Origin of the sequence: Streptomyces sp. NPDC014889 (assembly GCF_043081205.1) — a bacterium.
GTDB lineage: Bacteria > Actinomycetota > Actinomycetes > Streptomycetales > Streptomycetaceae > Streptomyces.
Map to the genome: position 1 here is coordinate 487,330 of NZ_JBIBWH010000001.1, position 26,696 is coordinate 514,025.

General features: G+C 71.8%; 22 protein-coding genes. 14 read left to right on the plus strand and 8 right to left on the minus strand.

Translation table 11 applies throughout. From position 1 onward, the window contains the following. The first annotated feature begins 127 nt into the window (after nt 1–127). Nucleotides 128–1,042: a methyltransferase domain-containing protein gene (locus ACF09J_RS02210; RefSeq protein ID WP_392303460.1), complete on the plus strand. Its 915-nt coding sequence runs from the start codon at nt 128–130 to the stop codon at nt 1,040–1,042. A gap of 50 nt (nt 1,043–1,092) precedes the next feature. Here ACF09J_RS02210 and ACF09J_RS02215 read toward each other — a convergent pair whose 3' ends face one another. The 4 genes from ACF09J_RS02215 to ACF09J_RS02230 form a co-directional block, all read right to left on the minus strand. Continuing rightward, nucleotides 1,093–2,040, minus strand: coding sequence for a carbohydrate kinase family protein (locus ACF09J_RS02215; protein WP_392303461.1), 948 nt, complete (start codon nt 2,038–2,040; stop codon nt 1,093–1,095). Next, nucleotides 2,025–2,930, minus strand: a complete 906-nt coding sequence (locus tag ACF09J_RS02220; protein WP_392303462.1) for a pseudouridine-5'-phosphate glycosidase — start codon at nt 2,928–2,930, stop codon at nt 2,025–2,027. Before ACF09J_RS02220 ends, ACF09J_RS02215 begins: the two co-directional genes overlap by 16 nt. A gap of 226 nt (nt 2,931–3,156) precedes the next feature. Beyond that, complete coding sequence (locus tag ACF09J_RS02225; protein WP_392303463.1) at nt 3,157–3,711, minus strand: methylated-DNA--[protein]-cysteine S-methyltransferase; 555 nt, start codon at nt 3,709–3,711, stop codon at nt 3,157–3,159. Nucleotides 3,712–3,766: 55 nt separating this feature from the next. After that, nucleotides 3,767–4,645 carry a glycerophosphodiester phosphodiesterase gene (locus ACF09J_RS02230; protein ID WP_392303464.1) on the minus strand — a complete coding sequence of 293 codons (879 nt, stop codon included), beginning with the start codon at nt 4,643–4,645 and terminating at the stop codon, nt 3,767–3,769. A gap of 285 nt (nt 4,646–4,930) precedes the next feature. Here ACF09J_RS02230 and ACF09J_RS02235 point away from each other — a divergent pair, with 285 nt between their 5' ends. The 7 genes from ACF09J_RS02235 (at nt 4,931) to aroQ (ending at nt 13,643) form a co-directional block, all read left to right on the plus strand. Continuing rightward, complete coding sequence (locus ACF09J_RS02235) at nt 4,931–5,809, plus strand: MHYT domain-containing protein (protein ID WP_392303465.1); 879 nt, start codon at nt 4,931–4,933, stop codon at nt 5,807–5,809. A gap of 40 nt (nt 5,810–5,849) precedes the next feature. Next, a complete protein-coding gene (gene uvrB, locus ACF09J_RS02240; RefSeq protein ID WP_392303466.1) occupies nt 5,850–8,024 on the plus strand; it encodes an excinuclease ABC subunit UvrB in 2,175 nt (724 codons plus the stop codon). A 129-nt stretch (nt 8,025–8,153) separates the two neighbouring features. Then, complete coding sequence (locus ACF09J_RS02245) at nt 8,154–8,732, plus strand: TerD family protein (RefSeq protein WP_358732688.1); 579 nt, start codon at nt 8,154–8,156, stop codon at nt 8,730–8,732. Nucleotides 8,733–8,812: 80 nt separating this feature from the next. Then, nucleotides 8,813–10,780, plus strand: coding sequence for a TerD family protein (locus tag ACF09J_RS02250; RefSeq protein ID WP_392303467.1), 1,968 nt, complete (start codon nt 8,813–8,815; stop codon nt 10,778–10,780). 122 nt (nt 10,781–10,902) lie between these two features. Continuing rightward, the gene (locus ACF09J_RS02255) at nt 10,903–11,922 is read left to right on the plus strand and encodes a TerC family protein (protein WP_392303468.1); all 1,020 of its coding nucleotides are present in this window, start codon (nt 10,903–10,905) and stop codon (nt 11,920–11,922) included. Between the two features lie 64 nt (nt 11,923–11,986). After that, nucleotides 11,987–13,087, plus strand: a complete 1,101-nt coding sequence (locus tag ACF09J_RS02260) for a calcium:proton antiporter (RefSeq protein ID WP_392303469.1) — start codon at nt 11,987–11,989, stop codon at nt 13,085–13,087. A gap of 82 nt (nt 13,088–13,169) precedes the next feature. Further along, complete coding sequence (gene aroQ, locus ACF09J_RS02265) at nt 13,170–13,643, plus strand: type II 3-dehydroquinate dehydratase (protein WP_392303470.1); 474 nt, start codon at nt 13,170–13,172, stop codon at nt 13,641–13,643. A gap of 202 nt (nt 13,644–13,845) precedes the next feature. Here the strand turns inward: aroQ and ACF09J_RS02270 are convergent, their stop codons facing one another. Both ACF09J_RS02270 and ACF09J_RS02275 read right to left on the minus strand, forming a co-directional pair. Further along, nucleotides 13,846–14,502 carry an MBL fold metallo-hydrolase gene (locus ACF09J_RS02270; RefSeq protein WP_392303471.1) on the minus strand — a complete coding sequence of 219 codons (657 nt, stop codon included), beginning with the start codon at nt 14,500–14,502 and terminating at the stop codon, nt 13,846–13,848. A gap of 48 nt (nt 14,503–14,550) precedes the next feature. Further along, nucleotides 14,551–15,237: a maleylpyruvate isomerase family mycothiol-dependent enzyme gene (locus ACF09J_RS02275; protein ID WP_392303472.1), complete on the minus strand. Its 687-nt coding sequence runs from the start codon at nt 15,235–15,237 to the stop codon at nt 14,551–14,553. Nucleotides 15,238–15,471: 234 nt separating this feature from the next. Between ACF09J_RS02275 and uvrA the strand changes: the two genes are divergently transcribed. After that, nucleotides 15,472–18,480, plus strand: coding sequence for an excinuclease ABC subunit UvrA (gene uvrA / locus ACF09J_RS02280; RefSeq protein WP_392303473.1), 3,009 nt, complete (start codon nt 15,472–15,474; stop codon nt 18,478–18,480). Nucleotides 18,481–18,676: 196 nt separating this feature from the next. Here uvrA and ACF09J_RS02285 read toward each other — a convergent pair whose 3' ends face one another. Continuing rightward, a complete protein-coding gene (locus ACF09J_RS02285; RefSeq protein WP_392303474.1) occupies nt 18,677–19,588 on the minus strand; it encodes a carbohydrate kinase in 912 nt (303 codons plus the stop codon). A gap of 166 nt (nt 19,589–19,754) precedes the next feature. On the opposite strand from ACF09J_RS02285, the gene ACF09J_RS02290 reads away from it, so the two are divergent. Then, nucleotides 19,755–20,183, plus strand: coding sequence for a Rieske (2Fe-2S) protein (locus tag ACF09J_RS02290; protein WP_392303475.1), 429 nt, complete (start codon nt 19,755–19,757; stop codon nt 20,181–20,183). 35 nt (nt 20,184–20,218) lie between these two features. Here ACF09J_RS02290 and ACF09J_RS02295 read toward each other — a convergent pair whose 3' ends face one another. Continuing rightward, nucleotides 20,219–21,166, minus strand: coding sequence for a hypothetical protein (locus ACF09J_RS02295; RefSeq protein ID WP_392303476.1), 948 nt, complete (start codon nt 21,164–21,166; stop codon nt 20,219–20,221). Nucleotides 21,167–21,441: 275 nt separating this feature from the next. Between ACF09J_RS02295 and uvrC the strand changes: the two genes are divergently transcribed. Genes uvrC through whiA form a run of 4 tightly spaced genes read left to right on the plus strand, consistent with a single transcriptional unit; the run spans nt 21,442 to nt 26,655 of the window. Continuing rightward, the gene (gene uvrC / locus ACF09J_RS02300; protein WP_392303477.1) at nt 21,442–23,586 is read left to right on the plus strand and encodes an excinuclease ABC subunit UvrC; all 2,145 of its coding nucleotides are present in this window, start codon (nt 21,442–21,444) and stop codon (nt 23,584–23,586) included. Next, a complete protein-coding gene (gene rapZ, locus ACF09J_RS02305; protein WP_392303478.1) occupies nt 23,583–24,584 on the plus strand; it encodes an RNase adapter RapZ in 1,002 nt (333 codons plus the stop codon). The genes uvrC and rapZ overlap by 4 nt, the downstream gene beginning before the upstream one ends. Next, nucleotides 24,581–25,675 carry a uridine diphosphate-N-acetylglucosamine-binding protein YvcK gene (gene yvcK / locus ACF09J_RS02310; RefSeq protein ID WP_392303479.1) on the plus strand — a complete coding sequence of 365 codons (1,095 nt, stop codon included), beginning with the start codon at nt 24,581–24,583 and terminating at the stop codon, nt 25,673–25,675. The genes rapZ and yvcK overlap by 4 nt, the downstream gene beginning before the upstream one ends. Continuing rightward, complete coding sequence (gene whiA / locus ACF09J_RS02315; protein WP_392303480.1) at nt 25,666–26,655, plus strand: DNA-binding protein WhiA; 990 nt, start codon at nt 25,666–25,668, stop codon at nt 26,653–26,655. The genes yvcK and whiA overlap by 10 nt, the downstream gene beginning before the upstream one ends. The last annotated feature ends 41 nt before the right edge of the window (nt 26,656–26,696 follow it).

The following is a 26,696-nucleotide window of genomic DNA, read 5'->3' on the forward strand; positions in this document are numbered from 1 at the left end:
TGGTCGAGCCAGTCTGCCAGGCTCACGTGAGCGCCGGGTAAGCCTGTGGAAACCGCACATTCCGCTTGGTTCCCGGCTGTGGACGAACGCGGCGGGCGTCGTCGGAGGAGGCTGGGATGATCGCGGTATGACGCACAGCGACGGGCAAGCGGACGGGCCTTCGGACACGGACATGGACCACGGCAAGGACCGGGACGCGGGTCAGGACGAGAGGCAGGACGCGGACCGGGACGGCGGTCGGCAGGACGGTACGGACGGGGGCGGATATCTGCTCGACAACCGGCAGACCGAGGCGGGCGAGCGCTTCGACGCCTTCGCGTCCCTCTTCGATCCCACGACGTTCCGCCACTTCGAAGGACTAGGCGTCGGACCCGGGTGGCGCTGCTGGGAGGTCGGCGCCGGCGGCACCTCCGTCGTCTCCTGGCTGGCCGAGCGGGTCGGCCCCACCGGCACGGTCCTCGCGACCGACATCGACACCTCGCTGATCGCCGGGGCCGCCCGCCCGCCGGTGGAGGCGAGGGTCCACGACGTGGGCACCGAGGAGCCGCCGGGGAAGGGCTTCGACCTCGTCCACGCCCGGCTCGTCCTGGTCCACGTGCCGGACCGGGAACGGGCGCTGCGGTCCATGATCAGGGCGCTGCGGCCCGGCGGACGGCTGCTGCTGGAGGACGCCGACCCCGCCCTCCAGCCCCTGCTCTGCCCGGACGAGCACGGTCCCGCGGAGGAACTGGCCAACCGGCTGCGCCACGGCTTCCGCCGCCTGCTGGCCGACCGCGGCGCCGACCTGTCCTACGGCCGCAGACTCCCGCGCCTGCTGCGCGAGGCCGGTCTGCACCAGGTGGAGGCCGACGCGTACTTCCCGGTCACCTCCCCGGCCTGCACCGCCCTGGAATCCGCCACCGTCCGGCAGATCCGCGCCCGCCTCGTCGCCGCCGGCCTGGCCACCGACGAGGAGATCGACCAGCACCTGGCCAACGTGGCCTCCGGCACCATGGACCTGACCACGGCGCCGATGATCTCCGCTTGGGGCACCAAGCCGTAGCACTCCGGGCCCCCGACCCGAAAGTCAGGGGCTCTGAAGGCCCCGAAACGTCACAGCGTTCGGAAAGCCTCGGACGAGCACCGGGCTCTCGGAGGCCTCCCGCCCACCCGCGCGACCGCGAGCGCGCCGGCCGCGCAGCCCAGGGCCGCCGCGCTCTCGGGGGCGGCGCCGGCCAGCAGGGAGGCGAGGAAGGCGCCGGTGAAGGCGTCGCCCGCGCCGGTGGTGTCCCGCGGGGTGGCCGGCACCGCGGGCACGTGGGCGCGGACGGCGCCCGTGCGTGCCACCCGTGCTCCGGCGGGGCCCTGTTTCATGACCACCAGGGGGACGTGGCGGCTCAGCTCGGCCGCCGCGTCCGCCGGGTCGGGCAGACCCGCCAGCAGACAGGCCTCGTCGCGGCTCGGCAGCAGCACGTCCACCCCCTCGACGAGCGCGAGGAACCGGTCCACGCCCAGCGTGACGAGGAATCCGGCCGACGCGGGATCCAGGCTCACCGGCACACCACGCGCGCGGGCCGCCGCGACGGCGCGCGCCACCAGGGCCCGGCCCGTGACGGAGAACAGCAGGTAGCCCGACAGATGCAGGCGGGCCACCCCGTCGAGCAGCGTGTCGGACCAGTCGCCCGCCTCCAGGCGCAGCGATGCCCCGCTGTCCGTGAGGAACGTGCGCTCGGCTGCCGCCGAGGAGTCGACGAGGCAGACCACCGTCCCGGTCGGCGCCCCGGGGTCGACGATCAGGTGGGGACGCACCCCCGCGGCGACCAGCGCCCGTTCGTGCCAGCCCGCCGACTCCGCGCCCACCCGCCCCAGCAGCCGGACCTCCCGGCACCCGCTGTGGGCCGCCCAGCAGGCCACGTTGGCGCCCGCGCCGCCTGGCAGCATCCGGACCGCTGCGGAGGTGTCGGTGCCGGTGGCGAGCGGCCCGCGATGCCGTACGACGACATCCGTCACGACGTCTCCGACCACCAGCAGCGCCCCGCCGGCCGTCACGGCAGGGCCCACGCCGCCGCGATCAGCGCGGCCAGCCGTACGTTGCCGCGCACCGCCGCCAGGTTGGCGCGCAGCGAGGCGCCGTCGGTGTGCCGCACCAGGTAGTCGAGCAGGAACGGGGTCACCGCCTGCCCCGTGACGCCCTCCTCCGCGCACGCCTGCAGCGCGTCGGCGAGTACGCGCGCGTGCAGTTCGGGATCCAACTGCTCATGGGGCGGCACCGGGTTGGCGACGATCAGTGCCGACTCGGGCGCCCGCAGCGCGTTCTGCGCCCGCATGACCTCCGCCACGTCCTCCGGCGTCCGCAGCGTCCAGTCCACCGGGTGGCCGGAGTCGGACAGGTAGAAGCCGGGGAAGCGGTCCGTGCGGTACCCGGCCACCGCGACCCCCAGCGTTTCCAGCCGCTGCAGGGTCGCCGGCACGTCCAGGATCGACTTGACCCCCGCGCAGACGACCGTGATCCGCGTGCGCGCCAGCAGCCCGAGGTCGGCGGACTCGTCCTGCGTCACTGTCCACTCCCGGTGCACTCCGCCGAGCCCACCCGTGGCGAACACACGGATGCCCGCCAGCGAGGCCAGCAGCGCCGTCGCCGACACCGTGGTCGCCCCGCTCGCCCCCGCGGCCGTCGCGAGCGGCAGGTCGCGGTGACCGAGCTTGCGCATCGCCTCCTCGTTCGCGACCCGCTCCAACTGCCCCTTGTTCAGACCCACATGAGGATGGCCGTCCAGCACCGCGATGGTCGCGGGCACGGCGCCCTCCTGCCGTACCGCGCCCTCCAGTTCCAGAGCCACATGGAGATTGCGTGGGCGCGGCAGCCCATGGGCGATGATCGTGGACTCCAGGGCCACCACGGGACGACGCGCGGCCAGCGCCTCCCGCACCTCTTCGGACACCACCAGCACGTGCCTGCCTCCCGTCTGTCGGGCTCTCCCCTCATCTCTGGCGGGCGCCGCACCGGGTCAAACCCTCGGCTGGTGGCGCGGGCCACCCGTGAGCCACGTCTGCCTGTCCCTGCCCGGCGGCGCCTTCGACGCCCTCCGTGCCCGCCCGGAGGAGCACGCCGTCCCCGTCCCGGACCAGCGCAGGCGTGGCCCGCAGCGACGGGCAGGGCGCCTCGTGCCCGGCGTCTCAGAACAGCGGCTCGGGCAGCACACCTTCCAGCGCGAGCAGCCTGCGCTTGGCCTCCAGGCCGCCGCCGAAGCCGCCTATGCCCCCGTCGCTCTCGACGACCCGATGGCACGGCACGACCACCGGCAGCGGATTGGCGCCCATCGCCGCTCCCACCGCCTGGGCGGCACCCGGCTGCCCCACCCGGTCGGCCAGATCGCCGTACCCGACGACCGTGCCGTACGGCACGCCCGACGCCAGCGCACGCAGCACCTGCCGGTTGAAGCCGGAGATCAGCGACCAGTCCAGCGGCAGCTCGAAGTCCTGCCGCTCGCCCGCGAAGTAGGCCCGCACCTGGCGTATCGCCTCCGCGAGCACGGGCGATCCGGGCGCCTCGGCCGGTTCGGTGCCCAGCCGGGACGCCAGCCGGGCCAGCGCGCGCTCCCGTACCTCGTCGGTGGCGTGGAAGACGACGTTGACCAGGCCCTCGGGGGTCGCGGCCAGCAGCAGGGGGCCGATGCCGGTACCGACGACGGCCCACACGACCCGCTGCTCGTCCTGCTCGTGGCTGTCCATGGGATTACGGTACGGCCCGCCACTGACAACACCCTCTGACCTGCGCCGCCGTAGGTCAGACGGGTTTGAGCGCCGCGCGCACCACTTCCGGCTCGTTCGTGATGATGCCGTCCACGCCGTAGCCGGCGACGGTCCGGGCGCCGGCGGCGTTGTTCACCGTCCAGGCGAAGACCCCCAGCGGGATGCCGTGCGGTCCCCGGTGCGCGCGGACGGCCGCCATGTAGTCCGCCGACAGGGTGGGGTAGGACGGGTTGATCAGGTCCACGAAGGCCGCGTACCGGTGCAGGTCGGCCGCGTCCGGCCGGCCGAGGAAAGCCGTCCGGACGGCGGGCTTCAGCGCGTGCACGGTCCGCATGCTGTCGGCGCTGAAGCTCTGCACGATCAGCCGGCTCGCCAGGTGCGGGTGGTCGAGCCAGCCGTCGTTGGCGAGCACCTTGAGGGTCTGTGCCTCGATTCCCGGGTACAGCTCCGGGTTCTTGATCTCCAGGAGCAGTTTCTCGTGGTTGTGCTCGAGCCGGCGCATGTACTGGTCGAGCGTCGGCACGCGCGTGCCCGCGAACGCGGGGGAGAACCAGCTGCCCGCGTCCAGGCGGGCGATCTCGGCTGCGGTGAAGTCCTTCACCTTCCACGGGGCCCGGTCGGGAAAGACCTGCTCGACGTCGGTCGTCCGCTTCAGGGTGGCGTCGTGGATGACCACGAGCTCGCCGTCCTTGGTCCGCTGCACGTCGTTCTCCACCCAGGAGAAGCCGAGCGCCGCCGCCTTGTCGATGGCGGGCAGCGTGTTCTCCGGGGCGTGGGCGGAGGCGCCCCGGTGGGCGACGACCACGGGCTGCGGCCGGTGGGCGTCCGCGGCCCGTGACTCCGAGCCGGGCAGGAGCAGTGCGACGACCGCCGCAAGGGCGGTGGACAGGGCGGCGACTGCGCGCGCGTGCATACGTACTCCTCGCGACGAGCGATCACGGACAGCACCAGACTGACAGCACTGGGTCAACGACGCGCTCGCAGAAGAGCCACGGGTGGGCTCACAGGCCGCACGAATCCGACCGAGCCCGCTCACGGGTGCCGCACATCTGCGACGAGGCCGTGCTTCTTTGCCGGAAAGTCGTTCGGCCAATCCGGTGGCAGTCATACTCTCAGCGTCAACCCTGACCGCCTGGCGGTCCTGGGACGGGGGCATTCACGATTTCCGGGACTCGAGAGGGCGGAAGGGCGACCGCGCATGCACGGAACCGTCGACGGATTCAGCTACGGGCTCGTCACTCCGCTGGTGGCCTGTCTCATGTCCTTCCTCGGCGGGGCCCTCGGCCTGCGCTGCACCACCCGCGCCCTGCTCGTCGCCCGCTCCTGGCGCCCCGGCTGGCTCGCCCTCGGCTCGGCCGCGGTCGGCTCGGGCATCTGGACCATGCACTTCGTCGCGATGACCGGTTTCACCGTCGAAGAGGCGTCGATCGGCTATGACGGACCGACGACGTACGCGAGTCTCGCCGTCGCCGTCGTCATGACGGGAATCGGGATCTTCATCGTCGGCTACCGGGGCGCGACCGGCTCCGCCCTGTTCACCGGTGGCACGATCACCGGCCTCGGCATCGCCAGCATGCACTACCTGGGCATGGCCGGGATGCGGCTCGACGGCGCCGTCGACTACAACACCCTCGTCGTCGTGGCCTCCGTGGTGATCGCCGTCGTCGCCGCGACCGCGGCCCTCTGGGTGGCCGGACGGGCGAAAGGGTTCCTCCGGAGCGTCGGCGCCGGCCTCGTGATGGGACTCGCCGGCCTCGGCATGCACTACACGGGCATGGCCGCCCTCGACGTCCATGTGCACGGCACGGGCGGCGTGACCGGCGGCGAGTCGTCGGCAGCCCTGCTCACGCCGATGCTGATCGGCCCGCTGATCTTCCTGCTGCTCACCGGTGCCGTCGTGCTGTTCGACCCGCTGATGATCACAGGACGGTCCGGCTGGACCCCCGTCGAGCACAAGCCGGGCGTACCGGCGCGCGAACTCGTCGCCCACTCCGCACGCCGTTCCCCGGTCCGCGCCCACCGCGACACCGAGCGCGAGACGGTCCGCGAGCGCTCCCGCGCTGCACAGAACCGCTGATCAGAACCCGTTGTCAGTGGCGGGTCGTACGGTTGATGTCATGCGGCCCGTCTCTCACATCGAACGCACGGTGGCGCCCTTCGAGGTCGTCAGCCCCTACCAGCCCAGCGGCGACCAGCCGCAGGCCATCGCCGAACTCGCCCAGCGCATCAAGGCGGGGGAGCCGGACGTCGTCCTGCTCGGCGCGACCGGCACCGGCAAGTCCGCCACCACGGCGTGGATGATCGAGAAGCTTCAGCGCCCGACCCTCGTCATGGCGCCGAACAAGACGCTCGCCGCCCAGCTGGCCAACGAGTTCCGCGAACTGCTGCCCAACAACGCGGTCGAATACTTCGTCTCGTACTACGACTACTACCAGCCCGAGGCCTACGTCCCCCAGTCGGACACCTACATCGAGAAGGACTCCTCGATCAACGAGGAGGTCGAGCGCCTGCGCCACTCGGCGACCAACTCGCTGCTCACCCGCCGCGACGTCGTCGTGGTCGCCTCCGTCTCCTGCATCTACGGCCTGGGCACCCCGCAGGAGTACGTGGACCGCATGGTCCCCCTTTGGGTCGGCGACGAGATCGACCGCGACGAGCTGCTGCGCCGCTTCGTGGACATCCAGTACACGCGCAACGACATGGCCTTCGCCCGCGGCACCTTCCGGGTACGCGGCGACACCATCGAGATCTTCCCGGTCTACGAGGAGCTGGCCGTCCGCATCGAGATGTTCGGCGACGAGATCGAGGCGCTGTCGACCCTGCACCCCCTCACCGGCGAGATCATCAGCGACGACCAGCAGCTGTACGTCTTCCCGGCCTCGCACTACATCGCCGGCCCCGAGCGCATGGAGCGAGCGGTCAGCGGCATCGAGAAGGAACTCGAGGGGCGCCTGGCCGAACTGGAGAAGCAGGGCAAGCTGCTGGAGGCCCAGCGGCTGCGGATGCGCACCACCTACGACATCGAGATGCTCCGCCAGATCGGCACCTGCTCCGGTGTGGAGAACTACTCGATGCACTTCGACGACCGCGCGCCCGGCACCCCGCCCAACACCCTGCTCGACTACTTCCCGGACGACTTCCTGCTCGTCATCGACGAGTCGCACGTCACCGTGCCCCAGATCGGCGCGATGTACGAGGGCGACGCCTCCCGCAAGCGCACCCTCGTCGAGCACGGCTTCCGGCTGCCGTCCGCCCTGGACAACCGGCCGCTGAAGTGGGAGGAGTTCCAGGAACGCATCGGCCAGACGGTGTACCTGTCGGCGACCCCCGGCACATACGAGCTGTCCCGCTCGGACGGTCAGGTCGAGCAGATCATCCGCCCCACCGGCCTGGTCGACCCGCAGGTCGTCGTCAAGCCCACCGAGGGCCAGATCGACGACCTGGTGCACGAGATCCGCGGGCGCGTGGAGAAGGACGAGCGTGTTCTCGTCACCACGCTCACCAAGAAGATGGCCGAGGACCTGACGGACTACTTCCTGGAACTCGGCATCCAGGTGCGCTACCTGCACAGCGACGTCGACACCCTGCGCCGGATCGAACTGCTGCGTGAGCTGCGCAGCGGCGAGTACGACGTCCTGGTCGGCATCAACCTGCTGCGTGAGGGCCTCGACCTGCCCGAGGTGTCGCTGGTGGCGATCCTCGACGCCGACAAGGAGGGCTTCCTGCGGTCGGGCACCTCGCTGATCCAGACCATCGGCCGCGCCGCGCGCAACGTCTCCGGCCAGGTCCACATGTACGCCGACAAGGTCACCCCGGCGATGGAGAAGGCCATCGAGGAGACCAACCGCCGCCGGGAGAAGCAGATCGCGTACAACAAGGCGAACGGCATCGACCCGCAGCCGCTGCGCAAGAAGATCAACGACATCGTCGCCCAGATCGCCCGCGAGGAGGTCGACACCGAGCAACTGCTCGGCACCGGCTACCGCAAGGGGAAGGACGGCAAGGGCGCGAAGACCCCCGTGCCGGCCCGCGGTGACAACGGCGCCAAGGCCGCCGGTGCCGCCAAGTCGGCCACCTCCGCCAAGCCCGCCAAGTCCGCCAGGGGCAAGGCGAAGGAGACGGTGCCCACCGACCGCCCCGCCGCCGAACTCGCCGGGCAGATCGAGGAGATGACGGAGCGGATGCGCGCGGCCGCCGCCAACCTCCAGTTCGAGGTCGCGGCCCGGCTGCGCGACGAGGTGGCGGAGATGAAGAAGGAGCTGCGTCAGATGCGCGAGGCGGGGCTGTCCTGACCGACTGCGCTGTGTTGCAAGACCGACACAAAGTGCGGGCCCGTGTGCGGCGATGTCAGTGCCTCTGCGTAGGGTTCTTGGCAGCCGCGGAACCGGCGGCGACAGGGGCGTAGGAGAGGGGAATCAGCCGTGACCGTCAACTTGACCAAGGGTCAGGCCATCAGTCTGCAGAAGAACGACGGGGGCAGCCTGACCGCGGTCCGCATGGGTCTCGGCTGGCAGGCGGCTCCGCGCCGGGGCCTGTTCGGCTCGCGCACGCGCGAGATCGACCTCGACGCCTCCGCCGTGCTCTTCGCCGAGAAGCAGCCGGTCGACGTCGTCTTCTTCCGGCACCTGGTGAGCGACGACGGCTCGGTTCGCCACACTGGCGACAACCTGGTCGGCGGCGCCGGCCAGGGCGGCGACGACGAGTCGATCCTCGTCGACCTCCAGCGCGTCCCGGTCCACATCGACCAGATCGTCTTCACCGTGAACTCCTTCACGGGCCAGACCTTCCAGGAGGTGCAGAACGCGTTCTGCCGCCTCGTCGACGAGACCAACGGCCAGGAGCTCGCCCGCTACACCCTCGCGGGTGGTGGCGACTACACCGCCCAGATCATGGCGAAGGTGCACCGTGTGAACGGCGCCTGGACGATGACGGCCCTCGGCGTCCCCGCCAACGGCCGCACCTTCCAGGACCTGATGCCGACGATCCTGCCGCACCTGTAGAACGGCCCGGACCGCCCGGACAGGTCCGGGCAGTCGGGCGAGCGGCGCACCACGGACATCACAACAGGGGGACGAGGGCGATGACGGCCGAGCTGGTGCGGGGGCAGAACCACCCGCTCTCCGAGGTCCGCCTGGAGATCCGGATCTCGGCCGGCCGGCCGGTCGTGGTGGCGGCCACGCTCAGCGACGACAGCGGGAGGGCGAGGAGCGCCGAGTGGGTGGTGCACCCCGGTGCCCCCGTCCTGCCCGGTCTCGAGGTGTCCCGCCAGGCCGCCGCCGACCACCGGCTCGCCGTCGACCTGGGCGCCGTGCCCGAGGCGGTGCACCGCGTCGACGTGCTGCTGGCCCTACCCGCCGCGGGCGGGGGCCCGGACCGGTTCGGCGCGGTCGCCGCCCCCTTCGTCGCGGTCACCGGCCTGGACGGCACCGAGCTCGCCAGCTACACGATCACCGGCCTGGACGCCGAGTCCGCCGTGATCGCCCTGGAGCTGTACCGCCGCCAGGGCGCCTGGAAGGTGCGCGCGGTCGGCCAGGGCTACGCCGGGGGGCTCACCGAGCTCCTCACCGACCTGGGGCTGACCGAGGCCCGTGAACTGGCCGCCGCCGCAGAGGAGGCAGTGGCCCAGGGGCTGGCCCGCTCGGTGGCGGCGCCCCCGCCCCGCACGACGGACGATGCCCGTCCGCACCAGGCCCCGGCGCCGCAGCCCGCGAGTTCGGTGGGATCCGGAGGCGGGACTTCCGCACCCGGATCACCGGCCTCTCCGCCCGCGGGCGGAACCATCGACTACCGGCACCCGCGGCGACAGCCCACGCCGCCGGCCCCTTCCGGACAGCCCGCGCCCCCGCCACCGCCCGGACAGCACCCGGCGCCGACGGCCGCGGGCGCCGCGCCTCCCGGCCGCGACGGGCAGCCCGTGCGTCCGGTCGCGGGGGACGCGACCGGCTGGTCGATGGAGGAGCGGCTCTACAACCAGGTCTGGGGGATGTTCGAGGACCTGGCCCGCACCACGGCCGCCTACCGCAGCGCCGTCGACTTCGCCGACTCGCGCATGGACAAGGAGCTGGACGAGGTCCTGTCCGACCCGCGCAGCCGCATCGGCGGTCAGGGCGACGCCGCCCGGGAGGCGGCCCGCGCCAAGCACGCGCACCTCGTCGAGCAGGCCAGAGCGGCGCTCGACAGAGACCTGGCCCAGCTCACCGACGAGGCCGAGGTCGTCGAGCCTGCCCTGCCACCGGCGTACGCCCGCTGGGACAATCCGGTCTGGCACGGCTACCGCGCGCCGATGGAGACACCCATGGCGGTCCGCCTCGGCGACCTCCACCTGCCCGAGGACCCGTACCTGCGCATCCCCATGCTGATCCGGCTGCCGCTGGAGCGCGGACTGTGGATCGACAGCGGCCGCTGGGCGTCCCCCGACGACTCCTTCGCCGACGCGGGCGAACGGCGCCGTCTGGCGATGGAGGCGGCCGTGGCGCACGCGGCGCGGCTGATCGCCGTCCACCCGCCGGGTGAGTTCGGCGTCCATGTCATCGATCCGGCCGGATCCGGAGCACGGGCACTCGCGCCCCTGGTGGACACGGGCGTACTCGCGGAACCGCCCGCGGCGGGCGCGGCCGGGGCCGCGGACGTCCTGAGCCGGCTCACCGAGCGGGTCGACCTGGTGCAGATGGCCGTGCGCGGGGGCGCGCCGGACGCGCTGCCGCCCGGCCTCGACACCGCCGAACAGCTCTTGATCGTCAACGACTTCCCGCACGGGTTCGACGACCGCGCCGTGACCCGACTGCGGTACCTGGCGGACGAGGGCCCGGCCGTGGGCGTCCACCTGATGATGGTCGCCGACCGCGAGGACGCCGCCGCCTACGGTCCGTTGCTCGACCCGCTGTGGCGTTCGCTGCTGCGACTGACCCCGGTGCCCGACGACCACCTCGCCGACCCCTGGGTCGGACACGCCTGGACGTACGAGCCGCCGGTCGTGCCGCCGTGCAGCCAGGTGCTTCACACGGTGCTCACCGAGGCCGCCACGGCCCGTCGCAACTGGAACCGCTGAACCGGGATACACGCCCCGTCCCCCGTCCCCAAGGAATCGTAAAGCCATCTGACCTGCGTATTTGATCTTTTCTTTGCGTTGCTCTTTACCATTCCTTGGTCATTCCGGTACCGTTTTGTCCTGTGAACGTCTCCTTGTCCCTGTGGATCCTGACCATCGCCGGCCTGGCCGCCCTGATCGCCGTCGACTTCTTCATCGGCCGCAAACCCCATGACGTGTCGATGAGGGAAGCCGGCATCTGGACGGCTGTGTGGGTCGTCCTGGCCGGTCTCTTCGGGCTCGGTCTGCTCGTCTTCGGCGGTGGCCGGCCGGCCGGCGAGTTCTTCGCCGGCTTCATCACCGAGAAGTCGCTGAGCGTCGACAATCTCTTCGTCTTCGTCCTGATCATGGCCAAGTTCGCCGTGCCGACGCAGTACCAGCGTCGGGTGCTGATGATCGGCGTCCTCATAGCGCTAGTACTGCGGGCCGGCTTCATCGCCGCCGGAGCCGCGATCATCGCGAGCTTCTCGTGGGTGTTCTTCCTCTTCGGCGCCTTCCTGATCTGGACCGCCTGGAAGCTCATTCAGGAGGCCCGTTCCGGCGGTGACGAGGACGAGGAGTTCGACGAGAACAAGCTGCTCAAGGCAGCCGAGCGCCGCTTCGGCGTGGCCGACCGCTACCACGGCACCCGGCTGTGGATCCGGCAGAACGGCAAACGGGTGATGACGCCGATGCTGGTCGTGATGCTCGCGATCGGCACCACCGACGTCCTGTTCGCCCTCGACTCGATCCCCGCGATCTTCGGCCTCACCCAGGACCCGTACATCGTCTTCACCGCCAACGCCTTCGCGCTGATGGGCCTTCGGCAGCTGTACTTCCTGATAGGCGGCCTGCTCAAGAAGCTGGTCCACCTGTCCTACGGTCTGTCGGTGATCCTCGGCTTCATCGGCGTCAAGCTGGTGCTGCACGCGCTGCACGAGTCCGGCGCGCACGTTCCCCAGATCAGCACCCCGGTCTCCCTCGGTGTGATCTGCGCGGTTCTGGCCGTCACCACCGTCACCAGCCTGCTGGCCGCCAGGAAGCAGGCCATGGAGGAGGTGCGGGAGACGCGAGCGCTGGGGGAGCACCATGAGGGCGCGGCGAAGGACCAGGTCGATGCTTGAGCGCGAGCGCACCCGTCCCCTGATCGCGCATGCGAACGTTCCGGGACTCTGCGACGATCGCAGCATGATCACGCGGCTCAGGGGACTCTTGACGGCGTGGACGATCATCGTGCCGGTGCTCGCGCTCGTCCTGCTGATCCTCACCTGGGGCCGTTCCCTCCCCGGTGCGGTCGTCGGCGTGATCACCCTGGTCCTCGCGGGCTCGGTCCTGGCCGCGGTGCACCACGCGGAGGTGGTCGCCCACCGGGTCGGGGAACCCTTCGGCTCCCTGGTCCTCGCGATCGCCGTCACCGTCATCGAGGTCGCGCTCATCGTGACCTTGATGGCGGACGGCGGCGACAAGTCCTCGACGCTCGCCAGGGACACGGTGTTCGCGGCGGTGATGATCACCTGCAACGGCGTGGTGGGACTGAGCCTGCTGGTCGGCTCCCTGCGTCACGGCACGGCGGTCTTCAACGCCGAGGGCACCGGCGCGGCCCTCGCCACCGTGGCGACCCTGGCCACGCTGAGCCTGGTGCTCCCGGCGTTCACCACCAGCCAGCCCGGGCCGCGGTTCTCCGGAGTGCAGCTCACCTTCGCCGCGATCTCCTCGCTCGTCCTGTACGGCCTGTTCGTGACCACGCAGACCGTGCGGCACCGTGACTACTTCCTGCCGATCACCCGGCAGGGCGAGGTGATCACCTCCGAGGACCACGCGGCGGCACCGTCCGCCCGCACCGCCTGGATCAGCGTGGGACTGCTGGCCATGGCCCTGGTCGGCGTGGTCGGACTGGCCAAGGGAGTGTCACCCACTGTCGAGTCCGCGGTGCAGGCCGCCGGTCTGCACCACGCGGTGGTCGGCGTGATCATCGCCCTGCTCGTGCTGCTGCCCGAGACCATCGCCGCGTTGCGCTCCGCCCGGCGCGACCGGGTGCAGACCAGCCTCAACCTCGCGCTGGGATCCGCGATGGCCAGCATCGGCCTGACCATCCCGGCCGTCGCGCTGGCGTCGCTGTGGCTGTCCGGGCCGCTCGTCCTCGGCCTCGGCTCCACCCACATGCTGCTGCTCCTGCTCACCGTGCTGGTCAGTTCGCTGACGGTGGTGCCGGGGCGGGCCACGCCGCTCCAGGGCGGAGTCCACCTCGTGATCTTCGCGGCCTACCTGGAGCTGGCGATCAACCCGTAGGAGGACCACGGCGGCGTGATAGACCGGGTTCCGAGCAGCGGTCGCTCATCGGCCGCCGCAGGACGAACGGACCGGAGGAACCGTGCCCCGCACCCTCGCCAACGCCCCGATCATGATTCTCAACGGCCCCAACCTGAATCTGCTCGGGCAGCGGCAACCGGAGATCTACGGCTCCGACACCCTCGCGGACGTCGAGGCGCTGTGCGCCAAGGCCGCTGCCGCGCACGGCGGCACGGTCGACTTCCGCCAGTCCAACCACGAGGGAGAGCTGGTCGACTGGATCCACGAGGCCCGGCTGAAGCACTGCGGGATCGTCATCAACCCCGCCGCCTACTCGCACACCTCCGTCGCGATCCTCGACGCGCTCAACACGTGTGACGGGCTGCCGGTGGTGGAGGTGCACATCTCCAACATTCACCAGCGCGAGCAGTTCCGGCACCACTCCTACGTCTCCCTGCGCGCCGACGGCCTCATCGCGGGGTGCGGAGTGCAGGGCTACACGTTCGCGGTGGAGCGGGTCGCGGCACTGGCCGGCGCGCGGCAGGCGGACGCCTAGTCGCCCGCCGCGCGCGGCCGGGGCCGTCGGCCGAGGGTGGGGAACGGGAGACCGGCGGCCCGCACCGTGCGGGAGCCGTCTTCCCGCGCGGGGCTGCCTCCAGTCGACTGCGCGACGAGGTGAAGGGGGAGCGGGTGCGCACCGCTGGTGCGTGCGCGCGGATCACACGGGGTGCGCGGCCCGTTCGCCATCCGCCGGCCGCTCACCACCCGCGTGCGTGCCACTCCGGCAGGTGGGGGCGCTCGGCGCCCAGGGTGGTGTCGTCGCCGTGGCCCGGGTAGACCCAGGTCTCGTCCGGCAGGACGTCGAAGATCTTCGTCTCCACGTCGTGGATCAGGCTGGCGAAAGCCTTCGGGTTCTTGTGGGTGTTGCCGACCCCGCCGGGGAAGAGGCAGTCGCCCGTGAACACATGCGGATGCCCGTGCGGGTCGTCGTAGACCAGCGCGATCGAGCCGGGGGTGTGGCCGACGAGGTGGCGCGCGGTGAGTTCCACCCGCCCCACCCGGATGGTGTCCCCGTCGTCCACGAGGACGTCGGTCGGCACCGGGATGCCCTCGGCGTCGTCCCGTCCCGCGTACGTACGCGGGTGTGTGGCCGCCACGACCTCCGCCAGCGCCTGCCAGTGGTCGCCGTGCCGGTGGGTGGTGACGACGGAGGCGATGCCGTCGTCACCGATCGTGCCGAGCAGCGTGTGCGCGTCGTTCGCCGCGTCGATCAGCAGTTGCTCGTCCGTGGCCCGGCAGCGCAGCAGATAGGCGTTGTTGTCCATCGGGCCGACCGCGATCTTGGTGATCATCAGGTCCTTCAGCTCGTGCACGTCCGCCGGGCCGCCGACCTTCACCTCTCCGCTGTACGTCATGGCCGTCAGCCTATAGCGGGGGCGGCCGCACGGGGACCGCGCACGCGGCTACAGCGGCGGCAGTGCCGGGAGCGTGCCGGGCGCCGCCGTCAGGGCGGATCCCTCGCGGCGTCCCGCGAGCCAGCCGAGCAGGTCCGCCCGGCCCCCCGTGACGGTGACCGCGGGCTCGTCCGCCTTCCGGCCCGTGTCCCACGCGCGCGTGCCGTCCGTCAGCCGGGTCGGCGGCACGTCCGGGTGTCCGGAGAACCGCTGGGCCAGGAACTCGATCTCCCGCTCGACGAACTCCGCCGGAAGGTCCTCGAGCTCGTAGCCGATGCCGAGGTCCACGTGGTGCAGCTCGACCTCCACCCAGCGCCGGAACGGCACCCGGGAGGCGGAGTCGGTGACGCCGTTGCGCAGTTCCACGGTCCGCGACCAGTCCGCGGGCCCGGCCGCCGTCCGCTGGAAGCGGGCCGCGCTCTCGCGCACGTCGGCGAGCTGGGCGTCGAGGGGGCGCGGGGCGTCCCGCTCGATGTCGGTGTCCCGAGTTTCGGCGGACGCGTACATGGGGCGGCCCTCGAAGACGTTCACCAGCGCGTCGGCGTTGCGGGCGAGGTGGGCCAGGATGTGGCCCCGGGTCCAGCCGGGGAGTCGTGACTGGTCGGTCACAGCCGCGTTGTCCAGTTTGCCGGCAGCGGTCAGCAGTCGTTCGGTTGCGTCCTGCACAGAGGCCAGGTCGCGCGCGTGATCAATCATGACGCCGACCCTAGTCCCGCCACACCTTCGGGTGAAGGCGGTGAAGGACGGCCGTAAATCGAATGTACGTGCTATAAGGTCGGGAGCGGCATCGGGCATGCTGGAGAGCCGGGGATTGTTGTGTATCCGGGCGGCTTCCGGAATCCCGCCCGGCGTTGTCAGTGGCTCCCCCTAGTCTGAGAAAGCACGGGGGCCCCGCCCCTGTCACTTCTCTCAAGAAAGGTGCGGACCGGCGTGGCCGACCGTCTCATCGTCCGTGGCGCGCGCGAGCACAACCTGAAGAACGTGTCGCTCGACCTGCCTCGGGACTCGCTCATCGTCTTCACGGGCCTGTCCGGGTCGGGCAAGTCCTCCCTGGCCTTCGACACCATCTTCGCCGAGGGCCAGCGGCGCTACGTGGAGTCGCTCTCCTCGTACGCCCGTCAGTTCCTCGGCCAGATGGACAAGCCGGACGTCGACTTCATCGAGGGCCTGTCCCCGGCGGTCTCCATCGACCAGAAGTCGACCTCGCGCAACCCGCGGTCGACGGTCGGAACCATCACCGAGGTCTACGACTACCTGCGTCTGCTCTTCGCGCGCATCGGCAAGCCCCACTGCCCCGAGTGCGGCCGCCCGATCTCACGGCAGTCGCCGCAGGCCATCGTCGACAAGGTGCTGGAGCTGCCGGAGGGCAGCCGCTTCCAGGTCCTCTCGCCGCTGGTGCGCGAGCGCAAGGGCGAGTTCGTCGACCTCTTCGCCGACCTCCAGACCAAGGGCTACTCCCGCGCGCGCGTGGACGGCGAGACCATCCAGCTCTCCCAGCCGCCCACGCTGAAGAAGCAGGAGAAGCACACCATCGAGGTGGTCGTCGACCGCCTCACCGTGAAGGACTCCGCCAAGCGCCGCCTCACCGACTCCGTCGAGACCGCGCTCGGTCTGTCCGGCGGCATGGTCGTGCTCGACTTCGTCGACCTCGCCGAGGACGACCCCGAGCGCGAGCGGATGTACTCGGAGCACCTCTACTGCCCGTACGACGACCTGTCCTTCGAGGAGATGGAGCCCCGTTCCTTCTCCTTCAACTCGCCCTTCGGCGCCTGCCCCGAGTGCACGGGCATCGGCACGCGCATGGAGGTCGACCCGGAGCTGATCGTCCCGGACGAGGAGAAGACGCTCGACGAGGGCGCCATCCACCCCTGGTCGCACGGGCACACCAAGGACTACTTCGGCCGGCTGGTCGGCGCCCTCGCCGACGCCCTCGGTTTCCGCACCGACATCCCCTTCGCCGGCCTGCCGCAGCGCGCCAAGAAGGCCTTGCTCCACGGCCACAGGACGCAGATCGAGGTCCGCTACCGCAACCGGTACGGGCGCGAGCGCGTCTACACCACGCCGTTCGAGGGCGCCGTGCCGTTCGTCAAGCGCCGGCACAGCGAGGCCGAGAGCGACGCCAGCCGTGAGCGCTTCGAGGGGTACATGCGCGAGGTGCCCTGCCCCACCTGTGAGGGCACGCGCCTGAAGCCGGTCGTCCTCGCGGTCACGCTCATGGGCAGGTCGATCGCCGAGATCTCCGCGATGTCCATCAGCGACTGCGCGGAGTTCCTGCGCGGACTCAAGCTCGACGCCCGCGACAAGAAGATCGCCGAGCGCGTGCTCAAGGAGGTCAACGAGCGGCTGCGGTTCCTGGTCGACGTCGGCCTCGACTACCTCTCGCTGAACCGCGCGGCCGGCACGCTCTCCGGCGGCGAGGCCCAGCGGATCCGTCTGGCCACCCAGATCGGCTCCGGCCTCGTCGGCGTGCTGTACGTCCTCGACGAGCCGTCCATCGGACTGCACCAGCGCGACAACCACCGGCTGATCGAGACCCTGGTCAGGCTGCGCGACATGGGCAACACGCTCATCGTCGTCGAGCACGACGAGGACACCATCAAGATGGCCGACTGGATCGTCGACATCGGCCCCGGCGCGGGCGAGCACGGCGGCAAGGTCGTGCACAGCGGCTCCCTGAAGGAACTGCTCGCCAACGCCGCGTCGCAGACCGGGCAGTACCTGTCCGGCAAGAAGGCGATCCCGCTGCCCGCCATCCGGCGCCCGCTCGACCCGTCCCGCCGGCTCACCGTGCACGGCGCCCGGGAGAACAACCTGAAGGACATCGACGTGTCCTTCCCGCTGGGCCTGTTCACGGCGGTCACCGGAGTCTCCGGTTCCGGCAAGTCGACGCTGGTCAACGACATCCTGTACACCCACCTGGCCCGCGAGCTGAACGGCGCGCGCAACGTGCCCGGCCGGCACACGCGCGTGGACGGCGACGACCTCGTGGACAAGGTGGTGCACGTCGACCAGTCGCCCATCGGCCGCACCCCGCGGTCCAACCCGGCGACGTACACCGGCGTCTTCGACCACATCCGCAAGCTGTTCGCCGAGACCACCGAGGCGAAGGTCCGCGGTTACCAGCCCGGCCGCTTCTCCTTCAACGTCAAGGGCGGCCGCTGCGAGAACTGCGCGGGCGACGGCACGATCAAGATCGAGATGAACTTCCTGCCGGACGTCTACGTCCCGTGCGAGGTCTGCCACGGCGCCCGCTACAACCGGGAGACGCTGGAGGTCCACTACAAGGGCAAGTCCATCGCCGACGTGCTCAACATGCCGATCGAGGAGGCGACCGACTTCTTCGAGGCGGTCCCGGCGATCGCCCGCCACCTCAGGACTCTCAAGGACGTCGGCCTCGGCTACGTCCGGCTCGGCCAGTCCGCGACCACCCTGTCCGGCGGTGAGGCACAGCGTGTGAAGCTCGCCAGCGAGCTGCAGCGCCGCTCCACCGGACGCACGGTCTACGTCCTGGACGAGCCCACCACCGGTCTGCACTTCGAGGACATCAGCAAGCTGCTGAAGGTGCTGTCCGGACTGGTCGACAAGGGCAACACGGTCATCGTCATCGAGCACAACCTCGATGTGATCAAGACCGCCGACTGGGTCGTCGACATGGGCCCCGAGGGCGGCGCCGGCGGCGGCCTGGTCATCGCCGAGGGCACGCCCGAGCAGGTCGCCGGCGTCCCGACCAGCCACACCGGCAAGTTCCTGCGCGAGATCCTCCAGCCGGACCGGATCAGCGACGCGGCCTCCCCGGCCAAGGCCCCGCGGGCGACCGCCGCCAAGAAGGCCGTCGCGGCCACCTCGGCGACCCGCAGCACGACGGCCAAGGCCGCCAACAACACGGCGAGCAAGAAGGCGACACCCGCGAAGAAGACGACACGGGCCCGCAAGGCCTGACACGCCGTCCAGTGGTGGGGGGGGGGGGGGGGGGGGCGGGGCGGCCCGGGGCCGGCGCCGGGGGGGGGGGGGCCCCGCCCCCCGCCCCCCCCCCCCCCCGCCCGCCGGGGGGCGCCCCCCCCCCCGCGGGAATGTCCCGCGGGGCGCCGCTCGCGTGAGGCCCGCAGCGCGCCGAGGACCTACCGGACGCCGGGGTCTACGGCGCCTCCACCTCCGACGCGTACGGCGGTTCCGCTCCCGCTCGGGAGCAGGTGACCGCCGCCGCGCGGGCCGCGAACCGCAGCAGTCGGGTCCAGCCCGAGGCGCCGAGTCCCGCCAGGCCCTCGGGGGAGAGGGCGTTCTGGACGGACAGGGCGTGCAGCAGGGCCGCGTTCACGGTGTCGCCCGCGCCGATGGTGTCGACGACGTCGACCTTCTCGCCCGGCACGGAGTGCTCCGCGCCGTCCCGGGTGTACGCGGTGAGCCCGTCGCCGCCGTGGGTGATCACCACCGCCGAGGGTCCGGCGGCCAGCCACTCGCGCGGAGTGCCGCCCAGCCACCCCGCGTCCTCCTCGGAGAGCTTCAGCAGCGACACCGAGGGCAGCCAGCTCGCGAAGCGCGCCCGGTAGGCGTCCGGGTCCGCGATCAGTCCGGGCCGGATGTTCGGGTCCAGCGCGGTGAACACACCCTGGGCGGACGCCGTCCGCATCAGCTCCTCGTAGGCGCTCGCGCCCGGCTCCAGCACCAGCGAACAGGTGCCGAAGGACACCGCGCGGGTTCCGGCGGGAAGCGCGGCCGGCGCCGTGAACAGACGGTCGGCCGTGCCGTCGACGTAGAACGAGTACGCGGCGGAGCCGTCGGCGCCGACCGTGGCGACGGCCAGCGTGGTCGGCTCGGCGCCGCGCTGCACCTCGGACACGTCCACCCCGGCCTCCCGCAGCCCGTCGAGCAGGGCCTCGCCGAAGGCGTCGTACGACGTTCGGGAGCAGAACACGGTGGGCGAGCCGAGGCGGCCCAGCGCGACGGCCGTGTTGTACGGGCCGCCGCCGAGCGCCGGTCTGAGGTCCGCGAGGGCGCCCCTTCCCCGCGGTACCAGGTCGATCAGGGCCTCACCGGCGACGACGATCACGAGTCGGTTCCTCTCTCGGACAGCTCGGGCCGGGAAGCTATCCCATTGCGCGCCGGAGGTAAAACGCCGTCCCGGGTCGTCCGCGTGCGTCCGACCCGCCGCCGCCCGGTCGGGGCCCGGTGGGTATCGTCGGCGTTGTCCAGCCCCTTGACCAGTGGAGGACCTGATGTCCGGCCGCCCCTCCGCGAGCCGCCGCACGATCCTGCGGGGAGCGGCCCTCACCCCCGCCGTCGCGCTCGGGCTCACCGCCTGCGGACCGATCGGCGGCGGCACCACTGCTCCCGCCACGCCCACCGCGCCGGTCGACCTCGGTGCCGAGAGCGAGGTCCCCAAGGGCGGCGCCAAGCTGTACCGGGACCACAACGTGGTGGTCAGCCGGGGTGCGGACGGGGCCCTCAAGGCGTACAGCACGATCTGCACGCACGCGCAGTGCCCGATCAACAAGCTCCAGGGCACGAAGCTGATCTGCCCCTGTCACGGCAGCGAGTTCGACGCCACGACCGGCGAGGTCGTGCGCTCCCCGGCCACTGCGTCGCTGCCCGAACTGCCCGTGCGCGCCGAGGGCGGCAGGCTCGTCGCCGGACCCGGCGCCTGACGGCCGCGGCCGGCCCGGCCCGCTCGTTCCCCCGCTCACTCCCAGTCCCAGCCGACCCCCACGGTCCCCGACCGCACGCGCGGCTCCACCAGGTGCACCGAACGGTGCCGCTCGCTCACCGGCAGCTCCCGGCGGCCGCTGCGCGGAGCCGCCGCCGACGCCTGCGTGAACCGGTGGCAGCGCACCGGCAGGGTGCCGGCGTCGAACCGCACCTGAAGCGCGTACTGGCCGCCGGCGGTGGTGAACTCCCGGACGTACTCGCACGTCGTCCCGGCCGTTCCGTCCTCCACTCCGTACCGGAACAGGAACGTGTCACCGGCCCGCAGCCGGGTGTCGAAGAGCAGCTCGGCCACCAGCACCCCGGTGTCGTGGTGCCGGCGTATCCGACCCGTACGGCAGTTCTCCAGGGCATGCACGGTCATCCGCTCCGGCGCGCACCCCGGATCTCCGTGGTGGACGGCCACGAAACGGTCCACGCCGTCCCGGTGGGCGCGCACGATGTGCTCGGACTCGCGGCCCGCGAGCTCGCGCCGCGCCCCGATCAGCACCCGCTCGTGGTGCCCGAGCACGTGCAGCCCGCCGCCGGGCGGGCAGCCCAGCTCCGCCAGCAGCCCGCGCAGCACGTCCGAGGCCCGGACCAGGGAGCGGTAGGAGCGGACGGCGGGCCGCCCGGCCGCCGCGTGCTCGTCGGCCTCGGCCAGCAGCCGGATCAGCGACTCGTCCGGCAACCGCAGGATCTCCTCCAGCGCCCGCACGGCCCGCAGCGACTCCGGGCGCTGCGGGCGCCGGGCGCCCTGCTGCCAGTAGCTGAGACTGGTCACGCCGACCTTCACCCCGTAGCGCGTCAGATGGTGCTGCACACGCTGCAACGGCAGTCCACGGGCGGCGATCGCGGCGCGCAGCGCCACGTGGAAGGGGCCGCCCCGCAGGGCCGTGTCCAGTTCCGCGGTGGCGACGTCCGCCTGCTGTGGGGCGTGCATCATGCGCGGGCCTTTCTGTGAAGGTGCGGGCGGCTCGGCGGACCCTTCACGCGGGTCGTCGGGGCCGCCCCGCGCGAAGGCAGGGTTCTGCACATCCGGACGCCGTCGTTCACGGCCCCGAGTTCCCCCGCATTGAAGCGTGTTGACCAAGTCCCGACAACACCTGAGACCGACAGGGCTGCGTTCCCGGCCGAGGAGGGCACCCCCGGCCCCGTCACGCCGTGTCCGGGGGTGTGGAGGGCCGCCGCGGTGTCAGCGCTCGACAGTAGGGTTGAGACATGGCCGACCCCTCCAGCTACCGCCCCAAGCCGGGAGACATCCCGGACTCTCCCGGGGTCTACCGCTTCCGTGACGAGCACCGGCGGGTCATCTACGTCGGAAAGGCCAAGAGCCTGCGCCAGCGCCTGGCGAACTACTTCCAGGACCTCGCGAACCTCCACCCGCGCACCCGCAGCATGGTCACCACGGCCGCGTCCGTGGAATGGACGGTGGTGTCCACGGAGGTCGAGGCGCTGCAGCTGGAGTACTCCTGGATCAAGGAGTTCGACCCCCGGTTCAACGTCAAGTACCGCGACGACAAGAGCTACCCGTACCTCGCGGTGACGATGAACGAGGAGTTCCCGCGTGTTCAGGTGATGCGCGGCCACAAGAAGAAGGGCGTGCGCTACTTCGGGCCGTACGGGCACGCGTGGGCGATCCGCGACACCGTCGACCTCCTGCTGCGCGTCTTCCCGGTGCGCACCTGCTCGGCCGGAGTCTTCAAGAACGCCGCCCGCACCGGCCGCCCCTGCCTGCTGGGCTACATCGGCAAGTGCTCCGCGCCCTGCGTCGGCCGCGTCTCCGCCGAGGAACACCGCGAACTGGCCGAGGACTTCAGCGACTTCATGGCCGGCCGCACCGGCACGTATCTGCGCCGCCTGGAGAAGCAGATGACGGAGGCGGCGGATGAGATGGAGTACGAGCGGGCCGCCCGCCTGCGCGACGACATCGGGGCACTGAAGAAGGCCATGGAGAAGAGCGCGGTCGTGCTCGCCGACGCGACCGACGCCGACCTCGTCGCCGTCGCCGAGGACGAGCTCGAGGCGGCGGTGCAGATCTTCCACGTGCGTGGCGGACGCGTGCGCGGCCAGCGCGGCTGGGTGACCGACAAGGTGGAGGACGTCACCACCGCCGCCCTCGTCGAGCACGCCCTGCAGCAGCTGTACGGCGAGGAGAGCGGGGACGCCGTCCCCAAGGAGGTCCTCGTCCCGGCCCTGCCCGATCCGGTCGAGCCGGTCCAGGAGTGGCTCACCGAGCGCCGCGGGTCGAGCGTCTCGCTGCGCATCCCGCAGCGCGGCGACAAGAAGGCCCTCATGGAGACCGTGCAGCGCAACGCCCAGCAGGGGCTCGTCCTGCACAAGACCAGGCGCGCCTCCGACCTCACCACACGCTCGCGTGCCCTGGAGGAGATCGCCGAGGCCCTCGACCTGGACAGCGCACCCCTCAGAATCGAGTGCTACGACATCTCCCACCTCCAGGGCGACGACGTGGTGGCCTCCATGGTCGTCTTCGAGGACGGCCTCCAGCGCAAGAGCGAGTACCGCCGCTTCCAGATCAAGGGCCGCGCCGGGGACACACGGCTCTGGCACGGCGAGGGCCAGGACGACGTCCGCTCCATGCACGAGGTGATCACCCGCCGGTTCAGGCGTTACCTCGCCGAGAAGGAGAAGACCGGCGAGTGGGCCGACGGCGAGGACGTGCCCGCGGACGGACCGACCGACGGATCGACCCACGGATCGATCGACGGCGCGCCCGGCGGTCCCGTCGGCGCCCTCGTCGAGGACGACGGCCGCCCCAAGCGCTTCGCCTACCCGCCCCAGCTCGTCGTCGTCGACGGCGGGCAGCCCCAGGTCGCCGCCGCCCAGCGCGCCCTGGACGAACTCGGCATCGACGACATCGCCGTGTGCGGACTGGCCAAGCGCCTGGAGGAGGTCTGGCTGCCCGGCGAGGACGACCCGGTGGTCCTGCCCCGCAGCAGCGAGGGCCTGTACCTGCTGCAGCGCGTACGCGACGAGGCACACCGGTTCGCGATCACCTACCAGCGCACCAGACGGGCCAAGCGCTTCCGGGCCGGGCCGCTGGACGACGTGCCGGGCCTCGGCGAGACACGCAAACAGGCGCTGATCAAGCATTTCGGCTCGGTGAAGCGGCTGCGGTCCGCGACAATCGACCAGATCTGCGGGGTACCCGGTATAGGCCGCAAAACGGCCGAGACCATCGCCGCGGCCCTCGCCCGGGCGGCCCCGCCCGCACCCGCCGTCAACACGGCGACTGGAGAGATCATGGAAGACGAGGAAGAAGCGCCACCGGCGACGACGGCGGGTGACGCGGAGACGCCCGTGCCCACGAGCGTCCCGGACGACCGACGGGGGCAGGAGACATGACCGAGCACGACCCACGGCGAAGCGCCGAGCGAGATCAGTCCCACGAGGGACCGCGCGAGGAACAGCACGAGCGCGCGTCCACGGAAAACGGAGCACAGGTGAGTACGGGCATCGACACGGCCGGCGTCCCCGACGCCGCCATTCCCGAGCTGGTGATCATCTCCGGCATGTCCGGGGCCGGCCGGTCCACGGCCGCCAAGTGTCTGGAGGACCTCGGCTGGTTCGTCGTCGACAACCTGCCGCCTGCGCTGATCCCCACCATGGTGGAACTCGGTGCCCGCTCACAGGGCAACGTGGCCCGCATCGCGGTCGTCGTCGACGTACGCGGCCGCCGCTTCTTCGACAATCTGCGCGAGTCCCTGGCCGGCCTGGAGGCCAAGAACGTCACCCGCCGGATCGTCTTCCTCGAGTCCTCCGACGAGGCCCTCGTGCGCCGCTTCGAGTCGGTGCGCAGGCCCCACCCGCTCCAGGGCGACGGCCGCATCGTCGACGGTATCGCCGCCGAGCGCGAACTGCTGCGGGAACTGCGCGGCGACGCCGACCTGGTGATCGACACCTCCAGCCTCAACGTGCACGAACTGCGGGCCAAGATGGACGCCCAGTTCGCCGGCGAGGAGGAGCCCGAACTGCGGGCCACGGTGATGTCGTTCGGCTTCAAGTACGGCCTGCCGGTGGACGCCGACCTGGTCGCCGACATGCGGTTCCTGCCCAACCCGCACTGGGTCCCCGAACTGCGCCCGTACACCGGCCTGAACGACGAGGTCGCCGCCTACGTCTTCAACCAGCCCGGCGCCAAGGAGTTCCTCGACCGCTACGCCGAGCTGCTGCGGCTCATCGCGGCCGGCTACCGGCGCGAGGGCAAGCGGTACGTGACCGTCGCGATCGGCTGCACGGGCGGCAAGCACCGCTCGGTGGCCATGTCGGAGAAGCTCGCCGCGCGGCTCGCGGCCGAGGGCGTGGAGACCGTCGTCGTCCACCGGGACATGGGGCGCGAGTGAGAGGACGTACACCCCGGCTGAGCAGCCTGCGCCGGGTGGTGCCGGAGGGGCGTTCGGCACGGCAGGCGATCGCGGCGCGCGCGGGACGCCCGGCCGAGGCCCGGGGCGGCCGGGCGCGCCGCCGAGGCGCGCAGCCCAAGGTGGTCGCCCTCGGCGGCGGCATGGGCCTGTCCGCCTCGCTGGCGGCGCTGCGCCGGATCACCGGCGACCTCACCGCCGTCGTCACCGTGGCCGACGACGGCGGCTCCAGCGGGCGCCTGCGCGACGAGCTGGGCGTGCTGCCGCCCGGCGACCTGCGCAAGGCGCTGGCCGCGCTGTGCGGCGACGACGACTGGGGCCAGACGTGGGCCCGCGTGATCCAGCACCGCTTCACCTCCCAGGGCGACCTGCACGACCACGCGGTGGGCAACCTGCTGATCGTCGCCCTGTGGGAACAGCTCGGCGACCACGTCCAGGCGCTGGACCTGGTGGGCAAGCTGCTGGGCGCGCACGGGCGCGTGCTGCCCATGTCGGCCGTGCCCCTGGAGCTCCAGGCGCTGGTCAAGGGGCACGACCCGGAGCGGCCCGAGGACGTCGACACCGTCCGCGGCCAGGCCACCGTCGCGCTCACGCCGGGCGAGGTGCAGTCCGTGCACCTGGTGCCGCACGACCCGCCCGCCGTGCCCGAGGCCGTCGACGCGGTCCTGGACGCGGACTGGGTGGTGCTCGGGCCCGGCTCCTGGTTCTCCTCGGTGATCCCGCACCTGCTGGTGCCCGAGTTGCTCGACGCGCTCACCGAGACCAGGGCACGCCGGGTCCTGTCCCTGAACCTCGCGCCGCAGCCGGGAGAAACCGAGGGCTTCTCCCCGCAGCGTCATTTGGAGGTTTTGGGACGACACGCCCCTAAACTCGCCCTGGACGTGGTGCTGGCCGACGAGGCCGCCGTGCCCGACCGCGAAGTGCTCACCGAGGCCGCCAAGCGGTTCGGCGCCGCGGTCGAGCTCGCACCGGTGGCCCGGAGGGACGGAACTCCGCGGCACGACCCGGAGCTGCTGGCCGCCGCGTACGACCGTATTTTTCGGATGCATGGAAGGATCGGCCCATGGCGATGACGGCAGCGGTGAAGGACGAGGTCTCCCGGCTCCCCGTCACCCGGACCTGCTGCAGGAAGGCGGAGGTCTCCGCCCTTCTGCGGTTCGCCGGCGGCCTCCACCTGGTCAGCGGGCGCATCGTGATCGAGGCGGAGCTGGACACCGCCATGGCGGCACGGCGCCTGAAGCGGGACATCCTGGAGATCTTCGGTCACAGCTCCGAGCTGATCGTGATGGCGCCGGGCGGGCTGCGCCGGGGCTCTCGCTACGTCGTGCGCGTCGTCGCGGGCGGTGACCAGCTCGCCCGCCAGACCGGTCTGGTCGACGGGCGGGGCCGGCCGATCCGCGGCCTGCCGCCGCAGGTGGTCTCGGGGGCCACCTGCGACGCCGAGGCCGCCTGGCGCGGTGCGTTCCTGGCCCACGGCTCGCTCACCGAGCCGGGTCGCTCCTCCTCCCTGGAGGTGACCTGTCCGGGCCCGGAGGCGGCACTCGCCCTCGTCGGTGCCGCGCGTCGGCTGTCCATCGCCGCCAAGGCACGCGAGGTGCGGGGCGTGGACCGGGTGGTGGTCCGCGACGGCGACGCGATCGGCGCCCTGCTGACCCGTCTGGGCGCCCACGAGTCCGTGCTGGCCTGGGAGGAGCGGCGGATGCGCCGCGAGGTCCGCGCCACGGCCAACCGCCTCGCCAACTTCGACGACGCCAACCTGCGCCGGTCGGCGCGCGCGGCCGTCGCGGCCGGTGCGCGGGTGGCCCGCGCGCTGGAGATCCTCGCCGACGACGTCCCCGAGCACCTCGCCGCCGCGGGGCGTCTGCGCATGGAGCACAAGCAGGCCTCCCTGGAAGAGCTCGGCGCCCTCGCCGACCCACCACTGACCAAGGACGCCGTCGCGGGCCGCATCCGCCGCCTGCTGGCCATGGCCGACAAGCGAGCCTCCGACCTCGGCATCCCCGGCACCGAGGCGAACCTCTCCGAGGAGCTGGCGGACAACCTGGCGGGCTGACCACGACCGGCCGGCCGACTCGCCCGGCTTCGAGGGCCGCC